18 protein-coding genes and 3 pseudogenes are annotated in these 22,128 nt (G+C 68.1%); 12 read left to right on the plus strand and 9 right to left on the minus strand.

The window, feature by feature from the left end; genetic code table 11:
• Nucleotides 1-135: 135 nt before the first annotated feature.
• From ID132_RS12570 to ID132_RS15400, 5 genes and pseudogenes are all read right to left on the minus strand, one after another.
• A pseudogene (locus ID132_RS12570) lies at nt 136-1,444 on the minus strand (DUF58 domain-containing protein).
• Between the two features lie 8 nt (nt 1,445-1,452).
• Nucleotides 1,453-2,406 (minus strand): AAA family ATPase, encoded by a 954-nt coding sequence (locus ID132_RS12575; RefSeq protein WP_125107753.1) that lies wholly within the window; start codon nt 2,404-2,406, stop codon nt 1,453-1,455.
• Nucleotides 2,399-3,691 carry a DUF4350 domain-containing protein gene (locus ID132_RS12580; RefSeq protein WP_193128786.1) on the minus strand — a complete coding sequence of 431 codons (1,293 nt, stop codon included), beginning with the start codon at nt 3,689-3,691 and terminating at the stop codon, nt 2,399-2,401. The genes ID132_RS12575 and ID132_RS12580 overlap by 8 nt, the downstream gene beginning before the upstream one ends.
• Nucleotides 3,688-4,335 carry a DUF4129 domain-containing protein gene (locus ID132_RS12585; RefSeq protein WP_125107755.1) on the minus strand — a complete coding sequence of 216 codons (648 nt, stop codon included), beginning with the start codon at nt 4,333-4,335 and terminating at the stop codon, nt 3,688-3,690. The genes ID132_RS12580 and ID132_RS12585 overlap by 4 nt, the downstream gene beginning before the upstream one ends.
• Before the next feature lie 5 nt (nt 4,336-4,340).
• Nucleotides 4,341-5,522 carry a hypothetical protein gene (locus ID132_RS15400; protein ID WP_459562498.1) on the minus strand — a complete coding sequence of 394 codons (1,182 nt, stop codon included), beginning with the start codon at nt 5,520-5,522 and terminating at the stop codon, nt 4,341-4,343.
• Between the two features lie 420 nt (nt 5,523-5,942).
• Between ID132_RS15400 and mtrA the strand changes: the two are divergent.
• The 7 genes and pseudogenes from mtrA (at nt 5,943) to ID132_RS14250 (ending at nt 15,521) form a co-directional block, all read left to right on the plus strand.
• Nucleotides 5,943-6,627, plus strand: a pseudogene (gene mtrA, locus ID132_RS12595) (MtrAB system response regulator MtrA).
• A 3-nt stretch (nt 6,628-6,630) separates the two neighbouring features.
• The gene (gene mtrB, locus ID132_RS12600) at nt 6,631-8,481 is read left to right on the plus strand and encodes an MtrAB system histidine kinase MtrB (protein ID WP_193128788.1); all 1,851 of its coding nucleotides are present in this window, start codon (nt 6,631-6,633) and stop codon (nt 8,479-8,481) included.
• Entirely contained in the window at nt 8,478-10,181 is a 1,704-nt protein-coding gene (locus tag ID132_RS12605; RefSeq protein WP_125107759.1) for an LpqB family beta-propeller domain-containing protein, read from the plus strand. The genes mtrB and ID132_RS12605 overlap by 4 nt, the downstream gene beginning before the upstream one ends.
• A 55-nt stretch (nt 10,182-10,236) precedes the next feature.
• Nucleotides 10,237-10,908: a ComF family protein gene (locus ID132_RS12610; RefSeq protein ID WP_125107760.1), complete on the plus strand. Its 672-nt coding sequence runs from the start codon at nt 10,237-10,239 to the stop codon at nt 10,906-10,908.
• Between the two features lie 112 nt (nt 10,909-11,020).
• Nucleotides 11,021-11,710, plus strand: a complete 690-nt coding sequence (gene hpf, locus ID132_RS12615) for a ribosome hibernation-promoting factor, HPF/YfiA family (RefSeq protein ID WP_125107761.1) — start codon at nt 11,021-11,023, stop codon at nt 11,708-11,710.
• Nucleotides 11,711-11,828: 118 nt separating this feature from the next.
• Nucleotides 11,829-14,349, plus strand: a pseudogene (gene secA, locus ID132_RS12620) (preprotein translocase subunit SecA); the annotation flags it as partial.
• Nucleotides 14,325-15,521, plus strand: coding sequence for a tyrosine-protein phosphatase (locus ID132_RS14250; RefSeq protein ID WP_413229381.1), 1,197 nt, complete (start codon nt 14,325-14,327; stop codon nt 15,519-15,521). The pseudogene secA and the gene ID132_RS14250, both read left to right, overlap by 25 nt.
• A 17-nt stretch (nt 15,522-15,538) precedes the next feature.
• On the opposite strand, the gene ID132_RS12625 is transcribed toward ID132_RS14250, so the two are convergent.
• On the minus strand, nt 15,539-15,994 hold the full coding sequence (locus ID132_RS12625) for an Rv3235 family protein (protein ID WP_125107764.1): 456 nt from the start codon (nt 15,992-15,994) through the stop codon (nt 15,539-15,541).
• Nucleotides 15,995-16,160: 166 nt separating this feature from the next.
• Here ID132_RS12625 and ID132_RS12630 point away from each other — a divergent pair, with 166 nt between their 5' ends.
• Complete coding sequence (locus tag ID132_RS12630) at nt 16,161-16,769, plus strand: hypothetical protein (RefSeq protein WP_125107765.1); 609 nt, start codon at nt 16,161-16,163, stop codon at nt 16,767-16,769.
• Here ID132_RS12630 and ID132_RS12635 read toward each other — a convergent pair.
• Nucleotides 16,766-17,053, minus strand: coding sequence for a helix-turn-helix domain-containing protein (locus ID132_RS12635; protein ID WP_125107766.1), 288 nt, complete (start codon nt 17,051-17,053; stop codon nt 16,766-16,768). The two genes, ID132_RS12630 and ID132_RS12635, sit on opposite strands and share 4 nt — an antisense overlap.
• Before the next feature lie 136 nt (nt 17,054-17,189).
• Between ID132_RS12635 and ID132_RS12640 the strand changes: the two genes are divergently transcribed.
• From ID132_RS12640 to ID132_RS12650, 3 genes are read left to right on the plus strand one after another with little or no spacing between them, the layout of a single operon-like run.
• Entirely contained in the window at nt 17,190-17,798 is a 609-nt protein-coding gene (locus ID132_RS12640; RefSeq protein ID WP_193128790.1) for an SAF domain-containing protein, read from the plus strand.
• A 3-nt stretch (nt 17,799-17,801) separates the two neighbouring features.
• The gene (locus tag ID132_RS12645) at nt 17,802-19,157 is read left to right on the plus strand and encodes an AAA family ATPase (RefSeq protein WP_125107768.1); all 1,356 of its coding nucleotides are present in this window, start codon (nt 17,802-17,804) and stop codon (nt 19,155-19,157) included.
• A gap of 9 nt (nt 19,158-19,166) precedes the next feature.
• On the plus strand, nt 19,167-20,672 hold the full coding sequence (locus tag ID132_RS12650; protein WP_193128791.1) for a sensor histidine kinase: 1,506 nt from the start codon (nt 19,167-19,169) through the stop codon (nt 20,670-20,672).
• 54 nt (nt 20,673-20,726) lie between these two features.
• On the opposite strand, the gene ID132_RS12655 is transcribed toward ID132_RS12650, so the two are convergent.
• Nucleotides 20,727-20,975 (minus strand): WhiB family transcriptional regulator, encoded by a 249-nt coding sequence (locus ID132_RS12655; RefSeq protein ID WP_125107770.1) that lies wholly within the window; start codon nt 20,973-20,975, stop codon nt 20,727-20,729.
• 164 nt (nt 20,976-21,139) lie between these two features.
• Between ID132_RS12655 and ID132_RS12660 the strand changes: the two genes are divergently transcribed.
• Nucleotides 21,140-21,550: a hypothetical protein gene (locus tag ID132_RS12660; protein WP_193128792.1), complete on the plus strand. Its 411-nt coding sequence runs from the start codon at nt 21,140-21,142 to the stop codon at nt 21,548-21,550.
• On the opposite strand, the gene bcp is transcribed toward ID132_RS12660, so the two are convergent.
• Nucleotides 21,551-22,027 carry a thioredoxin-dependent thiol peroxidase gene (bcp, locus tag ID132_RS12665; protein ID WP_193128793.1) on the minus strand — a complete coding sequence of 159 codons (477 nt, stop codon included), beginning with the start codon at nt 22,025-22,027 and terminating at the stop codon, nt 21,551-21,553.
• Nucleotides 22,028-22,128: the final 101 nt, after the last annotated feature.

Consider the following 22,128-nt stretch of genomic DNA (forward strand, 5'->3'; position numbering starts at 1 on the left):
TCTTGGTTCACTCTTGCACGAGCCTCCGACATGGCTTCGGACGGCGGGTTTCGTGGCGGATTGCCGACTAGTTTCAGTTCGGCACAAGCCTCCGACGGCACAGACCCCAGCACCAAGCCCCGACCCCCAACCGCCCTAAAGCCGCCCAGCCTTCTTCAGCTCCAAATACCGGTCGGCAACCCGCGGCGGCAGCTCATACGGCGTCGCGGTAATCGTGTCGACGCCCAGCTGGCCAAGCGCGCGGCGGACGCGCTGCGCATCCAGCATCGACCGCTCGGCGGCGGCGGCCCGGAATACGGTCTCGCGCTCGCTGAGATCGCGCGCGGCCTCGGCCACTTCGGGATCGGTCACCGAGGCCACCAAGACAAGGTGGCGCTGCGCGAGCTCGGGCACAGCCTCGAGCAGGGCGCGCGAGGAACCCTCGTTGTCGGCGGTCGTGAGCAGCACNGACGAAGGCGCGGTGCGTCGTCACCTCGCGCACGAGCTTCGGCACGTCGAGCCAGTTCATTTCGAGCAGCTCGGGCTCGACGTTCGCCATGGCGTCGGTAATTTTCGCGAGCACGGTCGGTCCGCTTGCCCCCTGCACCCGCGCGCGTACGCGCTGGTCGTACGACACCAGGTCGACGCGGTCACCGGCGCGCGTTGCCAGCGCGGCGAGCAGCAGCGCCGACTCGATCGCGGTGTCGAGCCGCGTCTCGTCGTCGATGCGCGCGGCCGAGGTGCGGCCCGAATCGATGATGATCACGACGCGGCGATCGCGCTCCGGGCGCCAAGTGCGCACGACGAGCTCCTGTTGCCGCGCGGTCGCGCGCCAGTCGATCGAGCGCACATCGTCGCCGCGTACGTACTCGCGCAGCGAATCGAACTCGGTGCCCTGGCCGCGCACCTGCAGGGTCGTCTGCCCATCCAGCTCGCGCAGGCGTTGCACGCGCGAGGCGAGGTGTCGACGCGAATTAAAGGGCGGCAGGATGCGCACCCGCCCGGCCGACTTCAGCGTCGCCTGCCGCGCGACCAATCGCAGTGGACCCCACGACCGCACGACAACGACCTCGCTGCGTCGGTCTCCCCGACGCCACGGCTTCAAGACGGTCGTGACCGCGCGCCGCTCGCCGGCGGGGATGCGCACGCGCTCGCGCATCCGCGGGGCGCCGGCCGAGGGCTCCCACGCGTCGCGCACCTGCGCGTTCAGGGTGCGGCCGGCGAGGTTCGTGAGCAGCAGCGTCGACGACACCGTCTCGCCGAGCCGCACGCGCTCGGGTAGCTCGCGGGCGATCGAGATGCGCCGGGCGGGCGTCGCGAGCAGCCAGTCGATGACGCCGAGCAGCAGCCACACCAGCAGCACAATGCCGAGCGTGGCCAGCGCGCTGCCGGCCGTTGTGCCGAACAACATGACTGGCAACGCCCCGAGCAGGAGCAAGCCGACGTAGATACCGCTAAATGCCATGACGAAAACTAAATCGGAACCTGCACCTGCTGCATGATCGACCGCAGCACAGAGTCGGCCGAAACCCCCTCGAGCTCGGCCTCGGGCTCGAGCACGACGCGGTGGCGCCAGGTCGGCAGCAGCATCCGCTGCACGTGGTCGGGGGTCACGGCGGGGTGTCCGTAGAGGTACGCGCTCGCCTTCGCGACGCGCAGCAGCGCCGTTGCACCACGGGGCGAAACGCCCATGCGCACCGAGGGTGACTGCCGCGTTGCGCGGGCGAGGTCGACGACGTACGCGAGCACATCCCCGCTCACCTGCACCTGCTGCGCCTCGGCGCGCGCCTGCTGCAGCTCGCTCGCCCCGAGCACGCGCTGCACGCCGACGGAGCCGAGGTTGCGCGGGTTGAAGCCGGCCGCGTGGCGTCGCAGCACCTCGATTTCGGCGTCGCGTGGCGGCAGGTCGAGCACGAGTTTGAGCAAGAATCGGTCGAGCTGTGCCTCGGGCAGCGTGTAGGTGCCCTCGTACTCGATCGGGTTCATCGTGGCCGCGACCATGAACGGGTCGGGCAGCTTGCGGGTGACGCCGTCGGCCGACACCTGGCGTTCTTCCATCGCCTCGAGCAGCGACGACTGCGTCTTCGGCGGGGTGCGGTTGATCTCGTCGGCGAGCAGCAGGTTCGTGAACACGGGCCCCTCGCGGAACTCGAATTCACCCGACTTGTTGTCGTAGACGAGCGAACCGGTGACGTCACCGGGCATGAGATCGGGCGTGAACTGCACGCGCTTCGTGTCGAGCGCGAGTACCGTGCTCAGCGTGCGCACGAGCAGCGTCTTCGCGGTGCCCGGCACACCCTCAAGCAGCACGTGTCCGTCGGCGAGCAGCGCGAGCACGAGCCCCTCGACGGCGGCGTCCTGCCCGACGACGGCCTTCGCGACTTCGGCACGTACGCGGCCGAGCTGGTTACGGATCTGGTCACTCATCGCTTGGGTGCTCCTTCGTGGCGGGTCGTCGTGTCGTCTCGGTGCGGCCGGTCGCGGCGCGCACGCGCCGTTCGAGCTCGGCGGCGGCGTTCGCGAGGTCCACGAGCGCCGAATCGGTATCGGGGTAGCCGACGAGCAGCACCTGGTAGGCGTGCTCGCGCGTCACCCCGGCGGTCTGGGCGGTCGCCTCGATCACGGCATCGCTCGCCTCGCCGCGACCCAGGCCGAGCAGTTCGGCAAGGCGCGTGATGGTGCCGAGGCGGATGCTGTCGAGCGCGTGGAGGCGCGCGTCGCTGTTGTCGTAGAGGCGGGCGCGGCCCTCGATGGTCTCGGCGGCCGGCACGGTGACGGGCAGGCGTTCGGCGATGAGCGGGCCGAAGCGGCGGCCGCGCCAGATGACGCAGGCGACACCCACGCCAAGTAGCAGAATGATCACCGGCGTGAGCCACGGCGGCACATAGTCGCCGAGCGAGGGCGTGTCGGTGAGGCTGTCGGCGCTCGACGGCGTGTACCAAACGAGGTGCTCGTTCGCGCCGAGCAGATTGATGGACATCGCGGCGTTCGCCGACTCACCGATCACCGCGTTCGTGAGGTTCGTCGGCGCACCAAGCACGACGATCTCGACGCCTTGGTCGACGCCGACCACGACCGCGTAGCCGTCGCGCACCTGATAGCAGCCGACCGAGTCGCCGGTCGGCTCGTACTCGTGCCCGCCCTCGTTCGTGATCGCGGGGGCGAGCTCGCCGAAGCCGCAGGCCGAGCCCGCGTCGAACGTGGCCGCCGCATCCGGGTCGTCGTCGTTCGACGAGAACTGCCCGCCGAACGTCGCGACGCGGCTGCTCAGCTCGTAGCTGCTGCCGGCCGGGTTGAGCAGCACGATGCGGTCGATGTCGCCGAAGTAGCCGGCGGCGATCTGGTCGATCTGCTCTTCGGCGAGGATGTACGAGGGGTCGTCGATCACCACCGTCGTCGAGCCACCCGAGTCGAGGCCCGACGAGAGTTCGTCGAGCGAGGTGGCGTGCGTCGTGTCGACGCCCTGCTGGCCGAGCACCTCGAACAGCGCCTTCGCGCCGTTGGGCGCCGGAGAGGTCGGGTCGAGGGGTCGGTTCGAGACCGAGCCCATCGAGCCGAGCGCGAGCACCGTGACGAGCGCCGCGGCGATGAGGCCGCCGACGGCGAGAAGCCAACTGCGGATGCGACGCCAAGCGCCCCGGGAGTCCGGCGTGAGTGACTCGGCCGCGACGGGCGCCGTGGCGGTCAAGGTGTCGGTGGCGGATGCGGTCATCGCGTCAGCACCTCGGGCTCGGGCAAAAGGTGGGGTCGCGTGTGCTCGAGACGGGCGTCGAGCTCGCGCACCTGGTGGTAGTCGTCCTCGCGCGCGGCGAGCCCCGCGTAGCGCACCTGGTCGAACGAGCCGGATGCGCGGCGCAACTCGGCGACCTCGCCCGGGAACGGCGCGGCCGCGGCCGCGGCGACGCCCTGCGCCGTGGTACCGGGGCGGAGGCGAATCACGGTGCGTTCGGCGAGCCCGCGGGCGATCGCGCGATAGCGCTCGGTGAGCGCGAGCGACCAGTCGGACATCGCGGCGGCCGCATCCGCCGCCGCGCGCAGCTGCGCGACCGTGCGAGTGTCGTTGTCGAGGAATACGGCGCCGTGCTCGGCCCGACGCCGAGCGACCGCGCGGGGCCGCCCGAAGATCACGACGAGCACGACCACCGCGATGATGCCGAGAATGATGAAGATCCACGCTGGGTTGATGCCGAAGGCGCCGTTGGGTGTGAAGTTAAACAGCGACGCGAACCACTCCCAGAGGTCGTTGAAAAACTGGTCGATCGGGTTCGGTTTCGCCTGCTGATACTCGCCCTTCGACAGCTCCTGCAGGAGCCAGTCGCGAGCGGTGTCCTCGTCGGGGGCGAGTGGAATCGTCATGCGGCCTAGAACGGTCGATGCTGCGCGGGGCCGTTGGCCTGGTCGGTGCCGTTGCCAGAGTCAGTGCCTGCGCCGGAGTCGTTGCCCGACTGCTCGCCTGCGCCGCTCGATGCATAGGGCGAGCTCGGCGGGTTGTCGGATGCCGGCGACGCGCCGTACGGCTGGTACGGCTGCTCCTGCCCGGCCTGCGCCTGCCCGTATCCAGGCTGCGCGTATCCCTGCTGCTCGTACGTCTGCTGCCCCGGCTGAGCCTGCCCATGCGGCGCCTGCCCATACCCGGCCGGCTGGCCGAAGTTCTGCTGCGGATACGGCTGCTGCGGCGCGTAGCCGGCCGGCGGAGCGGCCGGGCCGAGGTCGGGAGCGGTCCAGGGGTCGCGCTCGGGCTCGCGGCCCTCGTTGTAGTCCTCGGCCGCCTGCTGGAGGTGGATGTTGAGCCCCTCCTTGCGCATCCGCAGGTCGGTGTACATGATCGCCGCGTTACCGCCGAGCAGCACGGTCGAAATCGCCTGCAGCACGGTCGACAGCAGCACCGAGAGCAGCGCCATGCCGATGGCGACGCCGATGACGACGCCCTCCTGGCCGGTCGTGGTCTGGCCAAACGGCACGAGCACGCTCGTAAAGGAGAAGAGGAAGCTGAAGATGCCCGAGATGGTCTGGGTCGCGACGCTGACGATGAGCGAGACGAGGATCCAGATGCCGAAGGTGCGCCAGAAGTAGCCGTTCGTGAGGCGCCAGCTGCGCGCGATGGCGCTGATGGGGCCGTAGCCCTCGAGCACGATCGACGGCACGGCGACGAGTAGCTTCGTGTTCACCCAGAAGAAGAAGGCGACGCCCGCGAGCACGAGGAAGATACCGAGCAGCAGCAGCAAGACAACCGGGTTGTCGGTCTGCGCGAGGATCACGATGAAGAAGATGATGGGCAGCAGCAGGATGCCCATGANGATCATGCTTGCGACCGCGACGACAACGACGTAGCCGAGCACCGCCCACACCCGGCGCCAGGCGGTGCGGAACGCCTCGCCGAGCGTGAGCTTGCGCGAGAGCGTGCCGGCGGCGACGACCTGCGCCACGATTACCTGCACGAGACTGCTGCTGATCAGCGACATCACGATGCCCGGGATCAGCGCGAGCAACAGCCACGTTGTCATCGAAACCGCGAGTTCGTCCTGATCGCCGATCTCGGCCATCGAGATGCGGTTGATGCCGACGATGAGCGCGATGGTCGGCAGCACCGCGGTGACGAGCCCGGTGACGAGCTGGATCAGGAAGGCGCCGCCGAAGCTCGCCGCGACGTTGACGCGCAGGAGGCAGAAGGTCGCGCTGAAGATCTCACCGAAGGTGAGCGGGCGCAGGGGGAACAGGCCGGGCTTGGGCGGCGGGCGCCAGCCGAGCGGCTGCTGCGGTGCGCCGCCTTCGAAGTTCCACGAGGCGGACCCCTGCGGTTGTTGCCAATTGCTCGCACCCTGGGGCGTCGCTCCGGGCTGGTTCGGGTACGGCTCGTAACTCACCTATTCATCGTCCCACAGCGCGGCCGCGCGTTTCATCGTCCACAAGAACGACCGCGACCGGGTAGGCTCTGCCTAGATCATCAACATTGTGGAGGACACGTGCCGGGTCGAGTTTTGGTCGTCGACGACGACACCGCNATTGGCCGAAATGATCGGCATCGTGCTCGATTCAGAGGGCTACGACCCCAGCTTCTGCTCCGACGGCTCGCTCGCTGTCGCGAAGTTCCGCGATGAAGATCCCGACCTCGTGCTGCTCGACGTCATGCTCCCGGGCATGGACGGCATCGAGATCTGCGAGGCGATCCGCGCCGAGTCTGGCGTGCCGATCATCATGCTCACCGCGAAGTCCGACACGACCGACGTCGTGCGCGGCCTCGAGGCCGGCGCCGACGACTACATCGTCAAGCCCTTCGACCCGAAGGAGCTCGTCGCCCGCATCAAGACGCGCCTGCGCGCCACGACGAGCGAGCCGAGCGAGGTCATCAAGGTCGGCGACCTCACGATGAACCTCGCGGCGCACGAGGTCATGCGCGACGACACCTCCATCAACCTCACGCCGCTCGAGTTCGACCTGCTGCACACGCTCGCGGCAAAGCCGAACCGGGTGTTCACGCGCGAGGAGCTCCTCGAACAGGTGTGGGGCTACCGGTTTAAAGCCGACACCCGGCTCGTCAACGTGCACGTGCAGCGCCTGCGCGCGAAGGTCGAAATTGACCCCGACCAGCCGAAGATCGTGCAGACGGTGCGCGGCGTTGGCTACCGGGCGGGTCACACCGGCAACTAGGTGATGCGCTTTCGACTTTTTCGTGGCGGGCGCGTCAATCCCGACTCCGAGCGCATCCAGGTTCGGCTGCCGAACAGCGTCGACACCGGTTGGATCGATACCCCTCCGGGTCGCTGGTGGCGCCCGAAGGAGTTCTGGCAGAACATTCGCTTTCTCTGGCGCACCTCGCTGCCGTTCCGCACGACGGTGGTCGCGGTGACGCTGACGAGCATCACGGTGATCGCCGTCGCCCTGGTCATGAGCAACTCGATTGCGCGCGACCTCTTTACCTCGCGCACGCAGGATGTTCAGCTCGAGGCCCAGCGCGCGGCTTCGGTCGCGCAGGCGACGCTCGAGTCGGGCAGCGAGACCGACGAGCTCGCGCTCTCCGCGCTGCGGCAGGATGCGATCGACGCGGCGATGGCGCAGGCCCCGAACGCGCTCGGCTGGGCCTTCTATCGCGTGCCCGACCAGTCGACGACGAGCGTGATCCAGGACATCGCGTCGGAGGGCGTCGACCGCAATCTCACGAGCGATGAACTGCGTGCGGCGGTGCTCGCCGAGCCCGACACCGTGCACTATCAGTCGGTCGCCTTGCAGGACGCCGACGGCCAGGTTGAACCGGGCATCGTCATCGGACGCGTGGTCACGGTGCCGAGCGCCGGCAACTACGAGTTCTATCTCGTCTATTCGCTGCAGTCTTCGCAGGACACCCTCGATTTCGTGCAGCGCACGCTCGCGATCTCGATGGCGATCCTCGTGCTGCTCGTCGGCCTCATCATCGGTTCGATCATGCGCGCCGTGATGCAGCCGGTGCGGCTTGCCGCCCAGACGAGTCGCCAGCTTGCCGCTGGCCAACTCGAGGAGCGCATCCCCGAAAAGGGCGAGGACGACATCGGTACGCTCGCGCGATCGTTCAACCACATGGCCGACAACCTGCAACATCAGATCGAGCAGCTTGAGAACCTGTCGAAGGTGCAGCAGCGCTTCGTCTCCGATGTGTCGCACGAGCTGCGCACGCCGCTCACCACGATTCGGCTCGCGGGCGGCCTCGTTTACTCGCGCAAGGACGAGTTCGACCCGACGCTCTCGCGCGCGGCCGAGCTGCTGCACGACCAGGTCGAGCGCTTTGAGCTGCTGCTCGCCGACCTGCTCGAGATCTCTCGCTACGACGCGGGCGCGGTTGAGCTCATGCGCAAGGAGCACGACCTCAAGGCGGTGGCTGAGGACGTCATCGCTGCGATGCTTCCCGTCGCGATCGAGCACGGTGAGTCGCTCGTGCTGCGCGCGCCAGACCGCCCGGTGATGGCGCAGTTCGACGATCGCCGCATCAACCGCATCGCCCGCAACCTCATCGCGAACGCGATCGAGCACGGCGAGGGGCGCCCGATCGTCGTCACCGTCGACTCGAACGCGACCGCGGTTGCCCTCTCGGTGCGCGACTATGGCATCGGCATGAGCGACGACCAGCAGGCGAACGTGTTCGAGCGATTCTGGCGTGCCGACCCCTCGCGTAAGCGCACGATGGGCGGCTCCGGCCTCGGCATGGCGATCGCCAAGGACGACGCGCACCTGCACCACGGTCTGCTCGAGGTGTGGTCGGTGCCGAAGCTCGGTACGAATTTCCGCCTCACGCTGCCGATCGCCGCTGACGAACCGATCGTCTCGTCGCCGCTGCCGCTGCTGCCTGAGGATGCGGGGGCCGAGACCTATACGCGCGAGCACCAGGGTGAGAAGGTGGAGGGGTTCTCGAACGAGGACGTCATGACGCAGCCGATCACGATGCCCGTCACCCTGCCGGGGCTCGAGCCGGGCTTCCTTGCTGGGGCCGAGGCGTCGGACGATGAGACGGACAGCGAGGAGGAGTCGAAGTGAGTGCGCGCATCCGCCGAGCCCTGCTCGCCCTCGTGGCGGGCGTGAGCATCTTTGCCCTCGCGGCGTGTGCATCGATTCCGACCTCCGGCTCGGTCGAGCAGGGCTCGGCGCAGGAAGAAGCGACGACGCAGAGCCTGCGCTATTACCCGGCTGGCCCGAGCGACGGTGCGAGCCGCGAGGAAATTGTGCAGGGCTTCATCGACGCCGGCACGGGCAGCCAGAACGACTTCGCGACGGCGCGGCAGTACCTCACCGATGACGCCGCCTCGTCGTGGGACCCCACCGAACAGGTGCTCATCACCTCGGGCCAGGTGTCGATGCGCACGAACGACAACGACGTCATCAACGTGTCGGTCGCTGTGAGCGGCGAGGTAAACGCGCACGGCGTCTACCGCGAGGAGCTCTCGAGCAGCAGCGAGGCGCTCGAGTTCACGCTGCAGCAGGTCGACGGTGAGTGGCGCATCTCGGAGGCACCCGACGGTGTGGTGCTCATGCGCCAGGCATTCACCGACCTCTACCGCTCAACCGCGCTCACGTTCCTCGACGTCGAGCAGCGCTACGCGACGCAAGACCTGCGCTGGTTCCCGAACACCGATGACTTCGCGACCCGCGTGGTCGAGGAACTGCTGCGCGGCCCCGCCGAGTGGCTCTACCCGGGCGAAGCCGTCACGACGGCGTTCCCCTCGGGCACCTCGCTGCTGTCGGACGTGACGATCGCCGACGGGCAGGCCACCGTGAACCTCTCGGGCGATGCCTCGGCCGCGGCGAGCGCCTCCGACCTCTCGCTCATGCGCCTGCAACTCGAGCGAAGCCTCACCGTGCTCGACGAGGTGCAGACGGTTGAGTTGCGCGTCAACGGCGCGCGTATCGACGCGAGCCTGCCGGGCGGCGACACCGTCATCACGAGCCCCGACGTCAACTCGCTGCCGCTCGTGTACCAGGACGGCAGCATCGGTTACCTCAATAGCAATTCGCTCTCGCTGCCGAACGGCACCGAGAATGTCGATGCCGCGGCGGCCGAGATCAACCCCATTCGTGGCGCCCTTTCGGCGTCGCGGCAGACGGTGACGATGCTCACCGAAGACGGCACGTACGCGATGCGCTATGACGACACCTCGCCGACGCTCATCGACAGCCGCGGCGGCCAGATCGAACCCGCGCTCGATAACTGGGACTGGGTGTGGACCCAGTCGACCTCGCAGACGGGCCTCTACGTGTCGAAGATTGGCGAGGGCTCGATCTTCGAAATTCCGCTTCCGTCGGGCGTCGCCCCGAACTTCATCTCACACCAGGTGTCGCGCGATGGCACCCGCCTTGCAGTGCTGTTCGACGACGGCGACGGCGTCACCCTCGCGATCATGCCGATCATGCGCGATGGCGGTGAGCCGATGGCGCTGGGCGACCCGCTGCTGCTCGAGATGCCGGGCACCGAAGACACCGCGAACGACGTGGCGTGGGTCGACGGCAACAGCGTCGCGATGCTCGTCGACGACGGCGATGGCACGACCGAGGTGCGCCTCTATCGGGTCGGCGGCGAGCTCACCTCGCTCGGCACGATTCCCAACGCCGTGCAGGTCGCCGGCTCGAACACGCTCGCCGGCATGCGCGTCGTCGACCGCCAGGGCATCGTCTACGCGCCGCGGGGCACCCGCTGGCAGGCCTCCGAAACGGTCGTGAACTTCCTCTTCGCCCAGATGTAGTCGGGCCTGTGGATACCGCGGCCCCGCTCCGGGCCGCGCGTGCCACCCTGGCCGCATGGCACATCCGCTGCAGGCCGCCCGCGACGCGCTCGCGACCCTGTTCCCTGTGAGCTGCGCGGGCTGCGGCGCGCGCGACGCCGGCGTGTGCGAGGCCTGCCGCCGCGAGTTACGGGCCGCGTGTGCGCCCGAGGTGGGGATGCTCGGCTCGCTCCCGCTGGCCTCCGCGGCCCACTACGGCGACCGGCTGCGGCTGCTCGCCGACGCCTACAAGGAGCGCGGCAGGGTCGATGTCGCGACGGTGCTCGCGCCGCTGCTGCGGGCATCCCTGCTCGCGCTGTTGCGTAGCCTGCCAGGCTGGCCCAGCGAGCCCGTGCTCGTCGCCGTGCCGTCGCGTCGTGCGGCGCGCGCCGCCCGCGGTTTCGACCACGTGCAGCTGCTGCTCGAGCGCGCCGTCGGGCAGCCCGGCGTCGCGGGGCTGGCGCACGCCCGCAAGGTGGGCGATCAGGCGGCGCTGAGCCGCGAGCAGCGGGCCGAAAATCTCGCCGGTGCCCTGCGCGCGCGGCCAGAACTTCGCGGCGCGAACTGCATCGTCGTCGACGACTTCGCGACCACCGGGTCGACGTTGCTCGAGGCGCAGCGGGCCCTCGAAGCGGCCGGTGCGCAGGTGCTCGGAGCCGCGGTAGTGGCTCGAGTCATAAAGCACAACACTACCTCGGCAAATTCTTGACGTCGTAGGGGAATCGTGGAGGTAGATTCTCGTAGTATCTGAGGGACATACATACACATCCGGCTCGGGGTCCGAGTTCGCGAACCCCGAGTTCGCAGATCAGGAGGGTGAGATGGACGTCACAATCAGCGGCCGCAACACCGAGATTCCCGACCGATTCAAGGAGTACGCGGAAGAGAAAGTCACTGCGAAGGTGCAGCAGCTTTCAGAGCGCGCCCAATCGGTTGAAGTGAAGCTCAAGCGTCGCACCGACCGGGCCGGCAACCTCCTCGACAAGGGCAAGGTTGAGATCACGGTCTTCGGACCGTTCCCGACCATGCGTGCTGAGGCCGACGCGGGCGACAAGTATGCGGCATTCGACATCGCGCTCGACAAGCTCGTCGAGCGGATGCGCCGGGTGAAAGATAAGAAGAAGCACCGCCACGGCGGCCAGAGCCTCGCGGATGCGTCGGCGAAGGACTTCTCGCACCTCGACATCGTTCCCGCTGATACCGGTGTCATCGACGTTGTCTCGGGGCAGGCGCAGCCGGCCGCGAGCGTCGACGAAGCATCGTCGTACGACTACAACCCCATCGTCATTCGCGAGAAGGTGTTCGCGCCGAAGCGCATGACCCCCGACGAGGCCGTCGACCACATGGAGCTGCTCGGTCACGACTTCTTCCTCTTTATTGAGGCTGGCCCCGAGCGCCCCGCCGTTGTCTACCGACGTCGCGGCTGGGACTACGGTGTCATCGCGCTCGATGAGGAGGGCTCGACCGAGGGCAGCGCCCCCGAAGAAGTCACCGCCGACTCGGTGGTCTAAGTAACTCCCGAACTCGGGCAGGGCGGACCCTCCGCCCTGCCCGAGTTTTTGTTGAACCGGGGCGAGTACGATTGAGCGAGTTTCCCGGGTACCCGGACGCAACGTCAGGAGAATTTCATTGGCTTCGATCCTCGATAAGGTGCTTCGCTTCGGCGAGGGCCGCCAGCTTCGTCGACTCGAGCGGTTGGCAAATCAGATCAACGGGCTCGAGGGGGAGTTCGAAGAACTCAGCGACGACGAGCTTCGCGACATGACCGATGAGTTCCGCGAGCAGTACCAAGAGGGTGTCGACGCGGGCAAAAGCGACCGGGACATCCTCGACGAACTGCTGCCGCTCGCGTTCGCGGCCGTGCGCGAGGCCGCGCGCCGCACGCTCGGCCAGCGTCACTACGACGTACAGCTCATGGGCGGCGCGGCACTGCACGGCGGCAACATCTCCGAGATGAAGACCGGTGAGGGGAAGACGCTCGTCGCGACGCTCGCGGCCTACCTCAACGCGATCCCCGGCAAGGGCGTGCACATCGTCACGGTGAACGACTTCCTCGCGAGCTACCAGTCAGAACTCATGGGCCGCGTCTTCCGCGCGCTCGGCATGACGACCGGCTGCATCCTCTCGGGCCTCACGCCCGACCAGCGCCGCGAGCAGTACGCCGCCGACATTACCTACGGCACGAACAACGAGTTCGGCTTCGACTACCTGCGCGACAACATGGCGGTCTCGAAGCAGGCGCTCGTCCAGCGTGGGCACTACTACGCGATCGTCGATGAGGTCGACTCGATTCTCATCGACGAGGCGCGCACCCCGCTCATCATCTCTGGTCCCGCTTCCGGTGACGTGAACCGGTGGTACACCGAGTTCGCGAAGCTCGCGAAGCGCCTCAAGGAGGGCCGCGACTACGAGGTCGATGAGAAGAAGCGCACGATCGGTGTGCTCGAGGAGGGCATCGACCGCGTCGAGGACGAGCTCGGCATCGAGAACCTCTACGAGCAGGCGAACACGCCGCTCATCTCATTCCTGAACAACTCGATCAAGGCGAAGGCCCTGTTCCACCGCAACAAGGAATACGTGGTGCAGAACGGCGAGGTTAACATCGTCGACGAGCACACGGGCCGCATCCTGAAGGGCCGTCGCTACAACGAGGGTCTGCACCAGGCGATCGAGGCGAAGGAGGGCGTCACGATCAAGGCCGAGAACCAGACGCTCGCCACCGTGACCCTGCAGAACTACTTCCTCATGTACGAAAAGCTCGCGGGCATGACCGGTACCGCCGAGACCGAGGCGGCCGAGTTCCAGTCGACCTACAAGCTTGGCGTCGTGCCGATTCCGACGAACAAGCCGATGCAGCGCCTCGACAAGCCCGACCTCGTGTACAAGAACGAACGCGCGAAGTTCGCGCAGGTGGTCGAAGACATCGTCGATCGCGCCGAGACGGGCCAGCCCGTGCTCGTGGGTACAACCTCGGTTGAGAAGAGCGAGTACCTGTCGAAGCTGCTCGCGAAGCGCGGCGTCGAGCACGAAGTGCTCAACGCAAAGAACCACGCTCGCGAGGCTGCGATCATCGCGCAGGCCGGCCGCAAGGGCGGCGTCACGGTCGCGACGAACATGGCCGGTCGTGGTACCGACATCATGCTCGGCGGCAACGCCGAGTTCCTCGCGGTGACGAAGATGACCGAGCTCGGGCTCGACCCTGAAGAGGACGCCGAGGCGTACGAGGCGAAGTGGCCCGAGGTGTTCGAGCAGGTGAAGAACGAGGTGAAGGAGGAGGCTGAGGAGGTCGCCGAGCTCGGCGGTCTTTACGTGCTCGGTACCGAGCGTCACGAGTCGCGTCGTATCGACAACCAGCTTCGCGGTCGTTCGGGCCGTCAGGGTGACCCGGGCGAGAGCCGCTTCTACCTGTCGATGACCGACGACCTCATGCGCCTGTTCAACACCGGCGCCGCGCGGGCAATCATGGACAACGACTCGACGCCCGACGACCTCGCGCTTGAGTCGCGCATCGTCTCGCGCGCGATCCAGTCGGCGCAGAGCCAGGTTGAATCTCGCAACGCCGAGATTCGCAAGAACGTGCTCAAGTACGACAACGTGCTCAACGAGCAACGTTCGTCGATCTACGCCGACCGCCGCGCAATCCTCGAGGGCGACGACCTTGAAGACAAGGTGCAGGACTTCATCAATGGCGCGATCCACGACATCGTGCTTGAGCACACGGCGGGCAACCCCGACGACTGGAACGTCGAGATGCTCGAACAAGACCTCAAGCAGCTCTACCCCATGAGCATCACGGTCGAAGAGATCATCGAAGAGCACGGTGGCATGAACCAGGTCACCGACGAGAACGTCGAAGAAGAGGTCATCGCCGACGCGAAGCTTGCGTACGAGAAGCGCGAGGAGCAGCTCGGCGAGGAGGCGAGCCGCGAGCTCGAGCGCCGCATCCTGCTGCAGGTGATCGACCGCAAGTGGCGCGACCACCTCTACGAGATGGATGCGCTGAAGGAGGGCATTGGCCTGCGCGCGCTCTCGCAGCGCGACCCGCTCGTCGAGTACCAGCGCGAGGGCTTCACGATGTACCAGCAGATGCTCGGTGGCATTCGCGAGGAGTCGGTGCAGTTCCTCATGAACACCGAGGTTGAGGTCGAAGAGCACGAGCACGAGGATGGCACGACGCATAAGTCGATCAAGGTGCGCCAGCGCAGCCTCGACGGCGAAGCGCAGCCGACCCAGCAGCTCAACTACTCGGCGGCCGACGAGAGCGGCAACGTGCGGGTCACCGACGGCACCGGCCGCATCAACGTCAACGCGACGCGCGCCGCGATGCGCCGCGAGATGAGCCTCGGCACGGCGTCGGCGATGCGCGAGGCCGAGGGCGACGCGACCGAGTCCGAAGTGCCCGAAGGCGGGCGCGCGACGACCGCGACCACGACCGCGNGGCAAGCCGAACCCGGCGCAGAAGAAGAAGTCGCGCTCGGGCAACCCGGCAAAGCACGGCAGCGAACAGGGACGCTCGGCCTCGGCGGTCGCCCGGGAGCAGCAGGCGACGACGCGCAAGCAGCAGCGCGGCTCGTTCGGACAGAAGGTCGCCGACGAGTCCGACAACTAGTCGTGGCCCGCGAACGCGATTGGCCCGGCGCCTTTAACGCCCGCGACCTCGGGGGAATCCCCGTGGCCGCGGGCGTACTCGCGCCGGGGGTGTTGTTCCGCTCGGGGCAGCCGCAGACCTGGGGCTCCAAGGCCTGGGCGCGCGCCGAGGCCGAGGGCGTGCGTCGCGTGCTTGATCTGCGCGACCCGAGTGAACCCCGCGGCAGCGCCGAAGGCACCGAGGCCATCGAGTATCGCTTCGCACCCGTTGAAGACCCGATATTGCCCGCGTTCCGCGAACGCTTCGACCCGTACCTCAACCACCCGTCGGGCTACGCCGACTTTGTCGGGTTCTTCTCCGAGCGCATCGCGGGGGCCGTCGGAGAGCTGCTCGAGGCCGGGCCCGGCACGCTCGTGTGCTGCTCGGCCGGCCGCGATCGCACGGGGCTTGTCATGGGCATCCTGCTGCTGNGCCTCGGCGCCGATGCCGAGGTGCTCGTGCACGAGGATGAGCTTGCGGTGCGCGCCGTCAACGAGCACCACCTGCACCGCGAGAAGCCGCACCCGTACGAGCGCTGGCACGATGAGCCCGAGCTTGCCGAGATCATCCGCTCGCGTGGCGACGCGGTGCGCGAGTTCGCCGCGGACTTCGACGCGCACGACTTTCTGCGCGCCCACGGGGTGTCGGATGCGGCGGTCGAGCGGGCCTGCGACTGGCTGATCGCGCCCCGCTAGCGACGGCTGAGCCGGGCCTAGAGCACGTGCAGGCGTTGGGCCCGCCAGCGACCCCGGTACGACTCGAGCCGGATCGCGACCGCGCGGCAGCGGCTGCCGAGGTCGACGATGACGGTCGACTCGACGACGCCTTCGCGAGGCGACTGCCAGATGCAGCGGATCGGCTCGATCTTCGGGCGCATCGCCACCCCGCCGCGGCGCTGCCGGGCGCGGGCCGCGTGCTGCGCCCGCGCGAGCAGTTTGCTCGCGACCTCGGGCGCCAGCCAGCGCGTCAGCTGTTCGATTTCGCGGATGCCCGCCATCGCCTCGAACACGCCGCGCGCGAGGTTACGGAGCATCGGCTCGGGGTCGCCCGTCGGGGCAGCGGTGCCGCTCGGCGCGGGAAGTGCAGTGAGCACGCCCTCGCCAAATCGCAGCGGTTGCGGAACATCGTCGTTGAGGGCGGTGGAGAGGCGCGACTGCGGCTGGGGCATCGTTGGCTCCTGTCGAGAGGCAGGCGTACGTCGCCATTCAACAATCTGGGGCCAGGCCGTGGGGTGTTTCGGCAAAATCTGTGGATAAGTCCACCCCTCGGCTGACGCGCGAATCATCCTGTGGATAACTTGACGGTTCGTGGTCGAGATGCATCAGACTGTTGGGGTGCGCTGGAATGACCTCTTCGACGACCTCGCGGGGCAGTTTGACGCCGAACACGAGCGGGCCCGGCGCCTCGAGGCAGTCGAAGACGAACGCCTCCGCGTCGCGCGCACCACGCTGCGCCAGCGCCTCGCCGCGCTGCAGGCGGCGCTCGAGCCGGGGGAGTGCATCGACCTTGAGCTCCTCAGCGGCGACCGCCTGCGCGCCGAGCCGATCGAGTTCGGCGCCGAATGGTTCTTCGCCAGGCTCCCGTCGGTCGCGGGCCACTACGCGAGCGTGCTCGTGCCGCTCGCGGGCATGGGGTCGGTCATACTCACGCGCAGCCAGCTCGATCGATCGCTCGCGCCGCGACCCGAGGCGCCCGAGTCGCTTACGGCCCGGCTCGGCTTCGTCATGCCGCTGCGCGATCTGGCTCGTCGACGCGTGCACTGCGAGTTGACCACCACGCTTGGTGTGCTGCGCGGCACCATCGATCTCGTCGCGCGCGATCACCTCGACCTCGCGGTACACGATCTCGATACGCCGCGGCGCACGCCCGACGTGGCGGCCTTTCGTGTCGTGCCGCTCCACGAGATTCGCCTCGTGCGCGTCGCCGGCGACGTCGCGAATTAGTTGTTGCTGTCGCGCCAGCTGCCCGAGCTGGTGATCTCGGGGATGTCGATGAATTCCTGTTGCCCGAACATCGCCTCGCGGCGGCGAGCCTCGTACTGATCGGCGACGAAGCGCTCGAGTTCGAGCTGTTCGACGCGCAGGGCGCCGGCCGACCCGATGCGGATCGCGGCGAGTTCGTTGGACTCGACGAGGTCGCGGACGACGTCGAGTTCGACGTTGAGGATCTCGGCAACGTCGGAGAGGGTGAGGAAACGGGGAAGCCCCTGGCTGGGGTTCGAAGACATGCCTCAAGTATCCCAGCGATTCCCTGCACGCTCGCCGCCTGTGGATAACTTGCCCAGCGAGTTCGGACGATGTCGCAACATAGACACGTCAAGGCGGACGAGCCTCCGCCAATGCCCGCGAACAAGGAGCGCTCACGTGGCACAAGGTCGCAGAACCCGAGTCGATCCGCGACTCATTATCGGCATCGTGCTCGTTGCCGGCTCGATCGCGGGCGTCGTCGGCGTCGTGCAATCTACGGCGCAAACGACGACGGTCTACGCACTGGGGCAGGCTGTCGCCGCGGGCGACACGATCACCGCCGAGCAACTCACCGCGGTCGAGGTGTCGGCGGCTACGCCGACCGAGCTCTACCTCACCGAGGCGAGCGCCGAGAGCTACATCGCTACCCGGCCCATCGGCGCGGGTGAGCTCGTGCCGCTCACGGCGCTCGGCGACGCCGACACCTCGAGCGCGGCCGTGGTCGTCAGTATCCCTGGCGAACTGCCCGGCGGCATCAGCACCGGCACGACGGTCGAAATCTGGTCGGCCGCCGCGGGTGAGCGGATGGGCACCTACGACGCGCCGCAGGTGCTCGTCGCGCAGGCGCAGGTCATTCGCGTGATCGAGCAGGACGACTTCGTCGCCACCGCACAGGTCGACGTCGAACTGCGCATTCCCGACGACGAGGTCGCGACGGTCATGAGCGCGACCTCGAACGGGGCGCGGCTACAGCTCGTGCCGCTGCACGAACCGGTGCGGGAGTAGCTCGTGGCGCGCATCATCCTGGCCGTGGATTACGACGTTGAGGCGAATCTGCTCGAGGGCATCATCCGGGCCGGCCACGAGATCGTCGACCGCGTCACCGGCGCTGCCTCGCTCGCGGCCGCGGTCGAGCGCGCCCGGCCCGAGCTCGTGCTCGCGCAGGCTGGCCCCGAGACGCTCAATCCACGGAGCCTCGCCGCCTGCGATGGCGCCGGTGCCCGCACGATCGCCGTCGTGGGGAACGAGGCCGAACGCAGGCAGGCAACCGAGCTCGGGCTCGTCGACCGCATCCGCGCCGACGACAGGTGGGATGCGGTTGAGCGGCTGCTCGAGGGGGAGGCCGCCCGCGCTGCGCCGCCCGTCACAGCCCAGACCGAGCCAGAGGAGCCGCCACGCAGTCGCAAGGACCGCCGCCGCGAAGAATCGCGTCGAGGCCGACGCAGCCCGCAGCGCGAGGTGCCGCCGCCGATCGAGCCGAGCGCGCCACCGGTTCCGGCGCCCGGCCGCATCCTCGCCGTCTGGGGCCCGCACGGTTCGCCGGGCGTCACCACCGTGGCGATCGCCCTCGCGGCGTCGCTCGTGAACCAGGGCCGGCGGGTGCTGCTCGTCGACGCCGACACGTATGGCGGGGCCGTCGCACCGGCGCTCGGCATCGCCGACGAGGCACCGGGGCTCGCGGCCGCCTGCCGCCTCGCCGGCGCGGGCTCGCTCTCGGCAGTCGAACTCGATCGCGTGAGCTCGGAGGTCGCCTGTGCGCGCGGCACCCTGCGTGTGCTCTCGGGCATCAGTAACCCTGCCCGCTGGCCCGAGCTGCCGAGCGAGCGGATGCGCGCGGTGCTGGGGCTCGCGCGCGATGAGTACGAGTTCGTCGTCGTCGACGTCGGCTTCAACCTCGAGCGAGACGAGGAACTCGTGAGCGATGTCGCGGCGCCTCGTCGCAACGCCGCCGCGCACGCCGCGATCGAGGTGGCGGATGCTGTGGTCGCGGTCGGCGAAGCAACCCCGGTTGGGCTGCAGCGCTACCTGCGGGCGCGGCTCGGCCTTGTCGATCTGCGTGGCGATGCGACCCACCTCGAGACGGTCATCACCCGCCTGCGCCGCGGGGCGGTCGGCGCCGATTCGGCCGGCCAGGTGCGGCAGGTGTTGCTGCGTTTTGGCGGCATTGAACGCGCCACCCTGCTGCCCGATGACTCCAAGGCCGTCGACCGGGCGATGGCCGAGGCGATCGCGGTGGTCGATGCGGCGCCGAGGTCACAACTCGCGAAGCAGCTCGACGCGCTCGCCCTTCGGCTCGGTCACGTTGCCGACGCCGCGGCACCGCTTCCGGCGGATCTCCAATCAGATCGCTCACTCGTCCAATAATGTGGAGGCGTGTCGAGCCTCACCAATCTCATACAACGCCACAGCGACCTCGATTCGAGTGATCGCGAGTGGCTCATGCTGCTGCTTGCTGACTGGCAGCTGCTCGCCGACCTCGCCCTCGCCGATCTCGTGCTCTGGGTGCGCGACTCCGAGGCTCGCTGGGTGGCGGTCAGCCAAGCGCGACCGGCGTCGGCGCCGACCCTGTTCTATCGCGATCTCATCGGTCAGCGCGTGCGCGAGCAGTGGGAGATGGAGGTCGAGGCGGTCTACCAGCGCGGCGTGACGATTCGCTCATCCGCCCCCGACTGGTTCGACGAGATTCCCGCGCAGCTCACGACGAGCCCAGTGTTCTCGACACGCCACGCCGACGGCCGGGCGCAGCGCTCCGAGCGGCCGATCGCGATCATCACGCGGCACACGAACCTCGCCGGCACACGGCAGCCGACGCGGCAGGAGGTCACGTTCCGCGAATGCTCGGAGGACCTCTTCGACATGATCGCGGCGGGGGACTTTCCCGATCTCGACGCCCCCGAGTTCTCCCGTCGCGGCGCGCCCCGGGCCTCGGACGGCCTCGTGCGGCTCGACACCGACGGCGTCGTCACCTTTGCGAGCGCGAACGCCCTCTCGGCACTGAACAAGCTCGGCTTCGGTGGCGAGCTCGAGGGCGAGATCTTTTCGGAAGTTGCCTCGACCCTTGTCGACGACAAGCGCAACGTCACGGTCGACGAGGCGTTGCCGCTCGTCGTGACCGGCCGTGCCCCATGGATGAGCGATGTGGATGCGCGCGGCGTCACGGTCACGCTGCGCGCGATTCCGCTGCGCCGCGGCGGCGAGCGGCTCGGCGCGATCGTGCTTTGCCGCGACACGACCGACGTGCGCAACCAGATGCAGGAACTCATCACCAAAGACGCGACGATCCGTGAGATCCACCACCGAGTGAAGAACAACCTGCAGACCGTCGCGGCGCTGCTGCGCATCCAGGCCCGCCGGGCGAAGGCCGACGAGGCCCGAGAGTCACTGCTGCAGGCGATGCGTCGCGTCTCGTCGATCGCGGTCGTGCACGACACCCTGTCGGGCGGCTTCTCGCAGTCGGTCGACTTCGACGAGGTGTTCGCGCGGGTCATGCGGCTCGCCACGGAGGTCGCCGGCGGCACCGGCACCGAGGTACGACCGGTGCTCGAGGGTTCGTTTGGCTCGGTGCCAAGCGAGTTCGCGACCCCGCTCGCCCTCGCGTTGACCGAGCTCGTGACGAACGCGGTCGAGCACGGATTCCCGGCGGGCAGCTCCGACGGCCAAGTCGCCGTCACGGTCGAGCGCGACGACGACAATCTTGCCATTCAGGTGCGCGACAACGGCGTGGGCATGGTCGGCGGCCACGAGGGCTCGGGCCTCGGCACGCAGATTGTGCGCACGCTCGTCGAGGGTGAGCTGGGCGGCGCCATCGCGTGGCAGGAGAACCCGGCGGGCGGCACGCTCGTGCAGATCAGCATCCCGCGCCGCTGGGGCGTCGGGTGACAAACGAAGTGCCTCGACGAAAAATCCGCCGAGGCACTGAGTTGCTTGGCTGGGTTAGCTGGCGCGGCGGGCGCGCGCAGCGCGACGCTTGAGCGCGCGACGCTCGTCCTCCGAGAGGCCACCCCAAACGCCAGAATCCTGGTTCGTGTCGAGTGCGTACTGCAGGCACTGCTCGGTTACCGGGCAGCGCGAGCAGATTGACTTGGCGGCGTCGATCTGTTCAATCGCGGGGCCGGTGTTGCCAACCGGGAAGAACAGCTCGGGGTCAGCATGCAAGCATGCAGCGCGATCACGCCAATCCATGTAAATGGGCTCCTTGTCTACGCGTTTTGGCACGCGGAGGCCGTACTCTCAGACGGAGTCGTGATGACAGCGGCACACCAAACTGCGGGTTTGCGCAAGGGCGCCGAAGTCCTGATCTGTAGTATTTTGCCACGCAGTTGCATGCCAATCAAGGGATTATTCGAGTGAACGCAGAGGGCGAACGCCCCACCGAGGCCGCCACGACCGCGCCGGTGTGGCCGTCGATTCTTCTGGCGATGGTGCTCGGGGTCGAAGCACTCGTGATGGCGTGGGTGACCGTGCTGCTCTTCGTCGAGTTCTTGACGCAGGATGCGCTCTCGGTCGCGTCGTCGATCGCGCTCATCGTCATGGCCGGGCTCGCGACCGTGCTGCTCATTGCGCTCACCGTCGGCGTCTGCCTCGGTCAGCGCTGGGTACGCGGGCTCACCGCGGTGTGGCAGGCGCTGCAGGTTGCGGCCGCGGTCACGGTGATCCGTGGCGACATGATGCCCGCCCTCGGCTGGGCGCTCGCGGCGGCATCGCTCGTCGGTCTGCTGCTCGTCTTCCACCCCGCGGTGGCCGCGCGGCTCAAGTAGCTAGCTGTCGCCGAGCTTGTTGAGGATCCGGTCAACGTGGCCGGTGGCCTTGACGTTGTAGAGCGCCTCGATGACCTTGCCGTCCTCGTCAACGAGGAAGGTGGAGCGGATCGCGCCCTCGACGATGCGGCCGTAGTTGTTCTTCTCGCCGTAGGCGGCGAGGCGAGTCTGCACCTCGTGGGCCGGGTCGCTCAGCAGGGTGTACGGCAGTTCGTATTCGGTCTTGAACTTTGCCAATTTGTCTACCGAGTCGGCGGAGAGCGCGAGCACCTTGTAGCCCGCGGCGGTGAGCCGGGCGTCGCTGTCGCGGAAGTCGCAGGCCTCCTGCGTGCAGCCCGGGGTGAATGCCTGCGGGAAGGTGTAGACCACGAGCTTCGAGCCGCGGAAATCGCTGGGGGACACCTGCTTGCCGTCCTGGTCGCTCAGCGTGAATTCCGGAAAGTCGTCGCCGGGCTGCAGTCGGATGGGTTCGGTCACGGAGTTCTCCTCAGGGTCGGGCGCGGCCGCGACGGACGAATGTACGCCGCAGCCTGAATCATGCGGCAATTTGAACACACTTTGGTCTGTTCCCCATCAGA

It is taken from the genome of Gulosibacter sediminis, from assembly GCF_014904065.1.
GTDB classification, from domain to species: Bacteria; Actinomycetota; Actinomycetes; order Actinomycetales; family Microbacteriaceae; genus Gulosibacter; species Gulosibacter sediminis.

Bases quoted from the DNA above. Each gene is read 5' to 3' on its own strand.
- ID132_RS12575 (WP_125107753.1), bottom strand. From the start codon at position 2,406: ATGAGTGACCAGATCCGTAACCAGCTCGGCCGCGTACGTGCCGAAGTC.
- ID132_RS12580 (WP_193128786.1), bottom strand. From the start codon at position 3,691: ATGACCGCATCCGCCACCGACACCTTGACCGCCACGGCGCCCGTCGCG.
- ID132_RS12585 (WP_125107755.1), bottom strand. From the start codon at position 4,335: ATGACGATTCCACTCGCCCCCGACGAGGACACCGCTCGCGACTGGCTC.
- mtrB (WP_193128788.1), top strand. From the start codon at position 6,631: ATGCGCTTTCGACTTTTTCGTGGCGGGCGCGTCAATCCCGACTCCGAG.
- ID132_RS12610 (WP_125107760.1), top strand. From the start codon at position 10,237: ATGGCACATCCGCTGCAGGCCGCCCGCGACGCGCTCGCGACCCTGTTC.
- hpf (WP_125107761.1), top strand. From the start codon at position 11,021: ATGGACGTCACAATCAGCGGCCGCAACACCGAGATTCCCGACCGATTC.
- ID132_RS12625 (WP_125107764.1), bottom strand. From the start codon at position 15,994: ATGCCCCAGCCGCAGTCGCGCCTCTCCACCGCCCTCAACGACGATGTT.
- ID132_RS12635 (WP_125107766.1), bottom strand. From the start codon at position 17,053: ATGTCTTCGAACCCCAGCCAGGGGCTTCCCCGTTTCCTCACCCTCTCC.
- ID132_RS12655 (WP_125107770.1), bottom strand. From the start codon at position 20,975: ATGGATTGGCGTGATCGCGCTGCATGCTTGCATGCTGACCCCGAGCTG.